The organism is Pseudomonas sp., assembly GCF_049590575.1.
In the GTDB taxonomy this organism is placed as follows: domain Bacteria; phylum Pseudomonadota; class Gammaproteobacteria; order Pseudomonadales; family Pseudomonadaceae; genus Aquipseudomonas.
Genome location: NZ_JBAWDE010000023.1, coordinates 1 through 7,715, shown reverse-complemented (window position 1 = coordinate 7,715; position 7,715 = coordinate 1). Strand labels below are relative to the sequence as shown.

Genomic DNA, 7,715 nt, shown 5'->3' with positions numbered 1-7,715 from the left:
CATTCACATATCAAAGGTGGGAGGGGGCTTGCCCCCGATGCCGTCAGTCAGAGCACCACCGTCCGGTTGGCGTTCAAAAACACCCGCCGCTCAATGTGATACCCCACCGCCCTGGCCAATGTCAGCCCTTCGATATCCCGCCCCTTGGCAATCAAATCCTCGGGGTAGTGGCTGTGATCCACCACCTCCACGCCCTGGGCGATGATCGGGCCTTCATCCAGATCGTTGTTGATGTAATGCGCCGTGGCGCCGACCAATTTCACGCCCTTGTTGTAAGCCTGGTGATACGGCTTGGCGCCCTTGAACCCCGGCAGCAACGAGTGATGAATGTTGATCGCCTTACCATCCAGCTTGCGGCATAGCTCCGGCGACAGTACTTGCATGTAGCGCGCAAGGATTACCAGTTCGGCGCCGGTCTCTTCAATCACTTGCCACACCTGCCGCTCCTGGGACGGTTTGTCGTTAGGGTCGAGAGGGAAATGGTAGTAGGGAATCTGGTGCCAGTCGGCCAAAGGTTTGAGATCGGGGTGGTTGGACACCACGGCGACCACGTCCATGGACAGTTGGCCGATGCGCTGGCGGTACAGCAAATCGTTCAGGCAGTGATCGGCCTTGGAGACCATGATCACCACTTTTGGCCGGTAGTTCGGCGCCGTCAGCTCGAAGATCATGCCAAAGGCTTCGCCGCGCGTGGCCAGGCCATCGCGGAAAGCCTGTTCGTCGAAGCCCTCCGGTTGACGGAATTCCACGCGAATAAAAAACCGGCCCGAGAGGCGGTCATCGAACGAATGGTGCTCGGTGACGTAGCAGCCCTGTTCGAACAGGTAGCGGGTGACCGCGTCCACCGTGCCGAGCACGCTGGGGCAGTCGGCGGTCAAAATCCATGTATCGGGTGCGCGGCTCATGGGTCATTCCTCAGGCTTGGACGCTCAGGCCGAATTCGGCGGACGCATCCTGCAGCCACAACCACCAGTAATCCGAGAAGCTGCGGCGAATCACCAGCTCCCAGGTGTCTTCCGCCGTGTGGCGGATCACCAGTTGCGACTTGGCGAACACCGTACCCACCGCCTTGCCCACCGGGAAGTTGTTGGGGTGCACGTCGTAGCTGGTGGACTTCATCAGCACGTCGCGCACGTTCGGGCCGCTGAGTTCGAGGATCTGCTGGCCGCCGCTGACGTTGACGACCTGGATGTGCAGATCGCCCAGGGCGGCGCGCAGGTTTTGCTCGGCGGCGAATTCTTCACCGCTTGGCACCACCAGCAGCCACTCATCCGGGCCGAGCCATTGCAGGCTGGTTTCGCCTTTGATGATGACCTGCAGGGCACCGGGCAATTCGATGCCGAGGGCCTTGTGCACGCCGGCGGCGAAGGCGGCGTCATGGCCATCACCCCGCAGGGTCAGGTGGCCGAGCAATTTCTTTTCACGCACGGTCACGCCGGCGTTTTTGCGGCCCTTGCCGACCAGGCTGGCGAGGTCGGCATGGTGCAGCGACGACTCGGCCTTGGCACCGGTGGTGGGGCGTTGTTGGTATACGTTGGCTGCTGTCATGGAGCACCTTTCCTGAATTCTGTGGTGACTGTTCTGGCCTCATCGGGGGCAAGCCCCCGATGCAGGCACCTCGGTCTATCAGATGTTCTGCCGCTCGCCTTTCGGGTCGAAGAACACCGAAGACACAATCTCGGCCTCGATCACGCTGCCATCCGCTTGCGGTGAAAACACCCGTTCGCCGATGCGCTTCAAGCCGCCCTTCACCACCGCCATCGCAAACGAATAACCCAGGGAGTTATGCGCATAGCTTGAGGTGACGTGGCCGACCATCTTCATCGGGATTGTCTGCTTGGCATCCAGCACAAGCTGCGCGCCTTCCGGCAGCCACACATTCGGATCAATCGGCTTCAAGCCCACCAGTTGCTTGCGCTCTTCACGTACGCAGTCTTCACGGTTCATTCCGCGCCAGCCGATCCACGAGAACGGTTTGGTGCGACCTACGCACCAGCCCATGTTCAGATCGTCCGGGGTCATCGAGCCGTCGGTGTCCTGGCCGACGATGATGAAGCCCTTCTCGGCCCGCAGCACGTGCATGGTTTCGGTGCCGTAGGGTGTCAGGTTGTACTTTTTGCCGGCTTCGACGATCTGCTCGAGCACGCCCATCGCATAGTCGGCCTGCACGTTGACTTCGTACGACAGCTCACCGGTAAACGAGATACGGAACACCCGCGCCGGTACGCCGCCGACCAGGCCTTCTTTCCAGGTCATGAACGGGAAGCCGTCCTTGTCCAGGTCGATGTCGGTGACTTCGGCCAGCAGCTTGCGGCTGTTGGGGCCGGACAACGTCATGGTCGCCCAGTGGTCGGTAACCGAGGTGAAGTACACCTTGAGGTCCGGCCATTCGGTCTGCTGGTAGATCTCCAGCCACTGCAGCACGCGGGCGGCGCCGCCGGTGGTGGTGGTCATCAGGAAGTGGTTGTCGGCCAGGCACGCGGTGACGCCGTCGTCGAAGACCATGCCGTCTTCCTTGCACATCAGGCCGTAGCGCGCCTTGCCCACGTCGAGCTTGGTCCAGGCGTTGGTGTAGATGCGGTTGAGGAACTCCCGCGCGTCCGGGCCCTGGATGTCGATCTTGCCGAGGGTGGATGCATCGAGCAGGCCGACGCTGTCGCGCACGGCCAGGCACTCGCGTTTGACGGCGGCGTGCAGGTCTTCACCGTTGCGCGGGAAATACCACGGGCGTTTCCACTGGCCGACGTCTTCAAACTCGGCGCCGTTTTTCACGTGCCAGGCGTGCAGCGCGGTGTAGCGCACCGGCTCGAAGATGTGCCCGCAGTGACGGCCCGCGACCGCGCCGAAGGTCACCGGCGTGTAGTTGGGACGGAACATGGTGGTGCCCATCTGCGGGATGGTCACGTTCAGCGAACGGGCCGCGATGGCCAGGCCGTTGACGTTGCCGAGCTTGCCCTGGTCGGTGCCGAAGCCCAGCGCGGTGTAGCGTTTGACGTGCTCGACCGACTCGAAACCTTCGCGGGTCGCGAGTTCGATGGCGGCGGCGGTGACGTCGTTTTGCAGGTCGACAAATTGCTTCGGCGCCCGTGCGGTGGCTTTCTCGTGCGGCACCTGGAACAGCGCCAGGGTCGGCTCTTCGAGACGGCTCAGGGCTTTGGGCAGCGTGCCTTCGACCGGCGCAAACCCGGCTTCGCTGGCCGCGCGCACGCCGCCCTCAAAACCGTCCGCCAGGGAATCACCAAGGCCGTAGACGCCATTGATGCCGCCGACACATACGCGTTTCTGCGGTGCTTCGCCCGGTACAAAACCGAGGATGTCTTCACGCCAGGTCGGCTTGCCGCCCAGGTGCGACGCCAAGTGAACGACTGGGCTGTAGCCGCCGGAGCTGGCCACCAGGTCGCAGTCCAGCCATTCGCCGGGGCTGGTGACTTTGTGGGCTTTGACGTCAATGGCTGCGACGCGCGCAGCGGTCACGTGCTTGCTGCCACGCGCTTCGATCACGGCGCTGCCGGTGAGGATGCGAATGCCTTTGGCGCGCGCTTCTTCAACCAGTGCGCCACGTGGGTTGTGACGCGCATCGGCCACGGCAACCACTTGCAGGCCGGCGTCGAACCAGTCCAGCGCCACGCGGTAGGCGTGATCGTTGTTGGTCGACAGCAGCAGTTTCTTGCCCGGCGCCACGCCGTAACGGCGCACGTACGTCGAGACGGCGCCGGCGAGCATGTTGCCCGGCACGTCGTTGTTGCCGTACACCAGCGGGCGCTCGCAGGCACCGGTCGCCAGCACCACACGCTTGGCGCGCACACGGTGAATACGCTGACGCACCACGCCAACCGGGGCACGGTCGCCGAGGTGATCGGTGAGGCGCTCGTGAATGGTCAGGAAGTTATGGTCGTGGTAGCCGTTGACCGTGGCGCGGGGCAGCAGCACCACGTCCGGCAGGGCCTTGAGCTCGGCAATCACGCTGGCGACCCATTCGGTGGCCGGCTTGCCGTCGAGGCTCTCGCGGGAATCCAGCAGCGAACCGCCGAATTCTTCCTGCTCATCGGCGATGATCACACGGGCACCGCTGCGCGCGGCGGCCAGTGCAGCGGCCAAACCGGCAGGGCCTGCGCCCACCACCAGCACGTCGCAATGGCGGTTGAAGTTGTCGTAGGTGTCCGGGTCGTTCTCGGTCGGCGAGCGGCCCAGGCCTGCGGCCTTGCGGATGTACTTCTCGTAGGTCATCCAGAACGATTGCGGGTACATGAAGGTTTTGTAGTAGAAACCCGGCGGCATCAGCTTGCCGCCGACCTTGCCGAGAATGCCCATCATGTCGTTGTTGACGCTCGGCCAGCCGTTGGTGCTGGTGGCGACCAAACCCTGGTACAGCGCCTGTTGGGTGGCGCGCACGTTGGGGATCTGCGTGGCCTCGGTGGCGCCGATCTGCAGCACCGCGTTCGGCTCTTCGGCGCCGGCAGCAAAGATGCCGCGTGGGCGCGAATACTTGAAGCTGCGGCCGATGATGTCGACGCCGTTGGCCAGCAGGGCTGCGGCCAGGGTGTCGCCTTCAAAGCCTTTGTAGCTCTGGCCGTTGAAGGTAAACGTCAGGACCTTGTTACGGTCGATGCGGCCGCCGTTGGACAGGCGATTGATCTGGCTCATACCTTCTCTCCAGAAACCTTGGCGGTGAATTGCGGCTTGCTGCCTATCTTGTAGGTTTCAAGAATTTCGTAGGTCACGGTGTCGCGTGTGGCGTTGAAATACTGGCGGCAACCGGCGGCGTGAATCCACAGCTCGTGGTGCAGGCCACGCGGGTTGTCGCGAAAGAACATGTAGTCGCCCCACTCTTCATCGGTGCAGGCGTTCGGGTCCAGCGGGCGCGGGATGTGCGCTTGGCCGGACGCGTGGAATTCCTCTTCGGAGCGCAGTTCGCCACAGTGAGGACAGAAGATATGCAACATAGGAATTTGTCCTTTTAGTGGGCGACGGCCGCGGCGCCGTGTTCGTCGATCAGCGCACCGTTGTGGAAACGGTCGATGGAGAATGGCGCGGCCAACGGGTGCATTTCACCCTTGGCCAGGCTGGCGGCAAACACGTTGCCTGAGCCCGGCGTGGCCTTGAAGCCACCGGTGCCCCAGCCGCAGTTGAAGAACATGTTCGGTACCGGGGTCTTGGAGATGATCGGGCACGCGTCCGGCGTGGTGTCGACGATGCCGCCCCACTGGCGGTTCATGCGCACGCGCGACAGCACCGGGAACATCTCGACGATGGCCTGGATGGTGTGTTCGATCACCGGGTACGAACCGCGCTGGCCATAGCCGTTGTAACCGTCGATACCGGCGCCGATCACCAGGTCGCCCTTGTCGGACTGGCTGATGTAACCGTGCACAGCGTTGGACATGATCACGCTGTCGATAATCGGCTTGATCGGCTCGGAGACTAGCGCTTGCAGCGGGTGGGATTCGATCGGCAGGCGGAAGCCGGCCAGCGACGCCATGTGCCCGGAGTTACCCGCCGTGACCACACCGACGCGCTTGGCGCCGATAAAGCCCTTGTTGGTTTCCACGCCGATGCACACGCCGTTTTCCTTGCGAAAGCCGATCACTTCGGTCTGCTGGATCAGGTCCACGCCGAGTGCATCCGCTGCGCGGGCAAAGCCCCAGGCTACGGCGTCGTGACGAGCCACGCCGCCGCGCCGTTGCACGGTGGCACCGAGCACCGGGTAGCGGGTGTTTTTCGAGCAGTCGAGGTACGGGATCTCGTCAGCCACCTGCTTGGCGTTGAGCAGTTCGCCGTCGACGCCGTTGAGGCGGTTGGCGCTGACGCGACGCTCGGAATCACGGATGTCCTGCAGGGTATGGCACAGGTTGTAGACGCCGCGCTGGGAGAACATCACGTTGTAGTTCAGGTCCTGGGACAGGCCTTCCCAGAGTTTCATCGCGTGTTCGTAGAGGTGCGCCGACTCGTCCCACAGGTAGTTGGAACGCACGATGGTGGTGTTGCGCGCGGTATTACCGCCGCCCAGCCAGCCCTTTTCGACCACGGCCACGTTGGTGATGCCGTGCTCTTTCGCCAGGTAGTAAGCGGTGGCCAGACCATGCCCGCCGCCGCCGACGATGACCACGTCGTAGACCTTTTTAGGGGTCGGCGTGCGCCACATCTTCTGCCAGTTTTCGTGGTGGCTGAGTGAGTGCTTGAAGAGGCCGAAGCCCGAGTAGCGTTGCATAGTCATTACTCCAAAACCGCGCTCAGCGATAAACCGGGAAATCAGCGCACAGGGCGGCCACATGCTTGGCGACGTTGGCCTCGACATCGGCGTCGCCGAGGTTATCGAGGATGTCGCAGATCCAGCCAGCCAACGCCACGCATTGCGGCACTTTGAAACCACGCGTGGTCACCGCCGGGGTGCCAATACGCAGGCCCGAGGTCACGAACGGCGACTGCGGGTCATTCGGCACGGCGTTCTTGTTGACGGTGATGTGGGCACGACCGAGGGCGGCGTCCGCGTCTTTGCCGGTGAGGCCCTGGCGGATGAGGCTGACCAGGAACAGGTGGTTGTCGGTGCCACCGGAGACCACGTCATAACCGCGCTTGATGAACACCTCGGCCATGGCCTGGGCGTTGTCGATCACTTGTTGCTGATAAACCTTGAAGCCGGGCTCGGCCGCTTCCTTGAAGCACACCGCCTTGCCGGCGATCACGTGCATCAGCGGGCCGCCCTGGGCGCCGGGGAATACCGCGGAATTGAGTTTCTTCTCGATCTCTTCGTTGGCCTTGGCCAGGATCAAACCGCCACGCGGACCGCGCAGGGTCTTGTGGGTAGTGGTGGTGACCACGTCGGCGTACGGCAGCGGGTTCGGGTACAGGCCGGCGGCAACCAGGCCGGCGACGTGGGCCATGTCGACGAACAGCAGCGCGCCGACCTTGTCGGCAATCGCGCGAAACCGTGGGAAATCCAGGGTCTTGGAGTAGGCGGAGAAACCGGCCACGACCATTTTCGGCTTGTGCTCGACGGCCAGGCGTTCGACTTCGTCGTAGTCGATCAGGCCGGTGTCGGTGTTGATGCCGTATTGCACCGCGTTGTACAGCTTGCCCGAGGACGACACTTTGGCGCCGTGGGTCAAGTGGCCGCCGTGGGCCAGGCTCATGCCGAGGATGGTGTCGCCGGCATTGATCAGCGCCAGGTACACCGCGCTGTTGGCGGACGAACCGGAGTGCGGCTGCACGTTGGCGTAATCGGCGCCGAACAGCTGCTTGGCGCGCTCGATGGCCAGGGCTTCAACCTTGTCCACATGCTCGCAGCCGCCGTAGTAGCGCTTGCCTGGGTAACCTTCGGCGTATTTGTTGGTGAGGCCGCTGCCCTGGGCTTCCATCACGCGTTTGCTGGTGTAGTTCTCCGACGCGATCAGCTCGATATGATCTTCCTGACGCTGCTCCTCGGCATTCATCGCCGCCAGCAGTGCGTCGTCATATCCCTGGATCTGGTCTTGTTTGCTGAACATCGCGTCTCTCCCAGCCTTTCGTATTGTTGAGGCCCGTGCAGGGCCCTTTGATGCGATGGTAGGGCTGGCGCAGGCAGGTCAAATGCCTACGGACGCCACGCAAAGGTGCGTTTACGACATAGCGGCAACAACACCGATCAAATGTGGGAGGGGCTTGCCCCCGATAGCGGTGGATCAGCTTGCACCTAGGCTGGCTGACACACCGCAATCGGGGGCAAGCCCCCTCCCACA

Annotated in this window: 6 protein-coding genes; all 6 read right to left on the bottom strand. The window is 63.1% G+C overall.

Going from position 1 to position 7,715, the window contains the following annotated elements:
* Nucleotides 1-47 precede the first annotated feature (47 nt).
* Nucleotides 48-905 (bottom strand): formyltetrahydrofolate deformylase, encoded by an 858-nt coding sequence (gene purU / locus WBR57_RS02185; protein ID WP_056857793.1) that lies wholly within the window; start codon nt 903-905, stop codon nt 48-50.
* A 10-nt stretch (nt 906-915) separates the two neighbouring features.
* Nucleotides 916-1,548 carry a sarcosine oxidase subunit gamma gene (locus tag WBR57_RS02180; protein ID WP_424081697.1) on the bottom strand — a complete coding sequence of 211 codons (633 nt, stop codon included), beginning with the start codon at nt 1,546-1,548 and terminating at the stop codon, nt 916-918.
* A gap of 78 nt (nt 1,549-1,626) precedes the next feature.
* Entirely contained in the window at nt 1,627-4,644 is a 3,018-nt protein-coding gene (locus WBR57_RS02175; protein ID WP_424081695.1) for a sarcosine oxidase subunit alpha, read from the bottom strand.
* The gene (locus tag WBR57_RS02170; protein ID WP_424081693.1) at nt 4,641-4,943 is read right to left on the bottom strand and encodes a sarcosine oxidase subunit delta; all 303 of its coding nucleotides are present in this window, start codon (nt 4,941-4,943) and stop codon (nt 4,641-4,643) included. Before WBR57_RS02170 ends, WBR57_RS02175 begins: the two co-directional genes overlap by 4 nt.
* 14 nt (nt 4,944-4,957) lie before the next feature.
* Complete coding sequence (locus tag WBR57_RS02165) at nt 4,958-6,208, bottom strand: sarcosine oxidase subunit beta (RefSeq protein ID WP_010207084.1); 1,251 nt, start codon at nt 6,206-6,208, stop codon at nt 4,958-4,960.
* A gap of 22 nt (nt 6,209-6,230) precedes the next feature.
* The gene (gene glyA, locus WBR57_RS02160; RefSeq protein ID WP_424081691.1) at nt 6,231-7,484 is read right to left on the bottom strand and encodes a serine hydroxymethyltransferase; all 1,254 of its coding nucleotides are present in this window, start codon (nt 7,482-7,484) and stop codon (nt 6,231-6,233) included.
* Between the last annotated feature and the right edge of the window lie 231 nt (nt 7,485-7,715).

Coding starts and splice junctions, on each gene's coding strand:
- purU (WP_056857793.1), bottom strand. CDS start 905: ATGAGCCGCGCACCCGATACATGGATTTTGACCGCCGACTGCCCCAGC.
- WBR57_RS02180 (WP_424081697.1), bottom strand. CDS start 1,548: ATGACAGCAGCCAACGTATACCAACAACGCCCCACCACCGGTGCCAAG.
- WBR57_RS02175 (WP_424081695.1), bottom strand. CDS start 4,644: ATGAGCCAGATCAATCGCCTGTCCAACGGCGGCCGCATCGACCGTAAC.
- WBR57_RS02170 (WP_424081693.1), bottom strand. CDS start 4,943: ATGTTGCATATCTTCTGTCCTCACTGTGGCGAACTGCGCTCCGAAGAG.
- WBR57_RS02165 (WP_010207084.1), bottom strand. CDS start 6,208: ATGCAACGCTACTCGGGCTTCGGCCTCTTCAAGCACTCACTCAGCCAC.
- glyA (WP_424081691.1), bottom strand. CDS start 7,484: ATGTTCAGCAAACAAGACCAGATCCAGGGATATGACGACGCACTGCTG.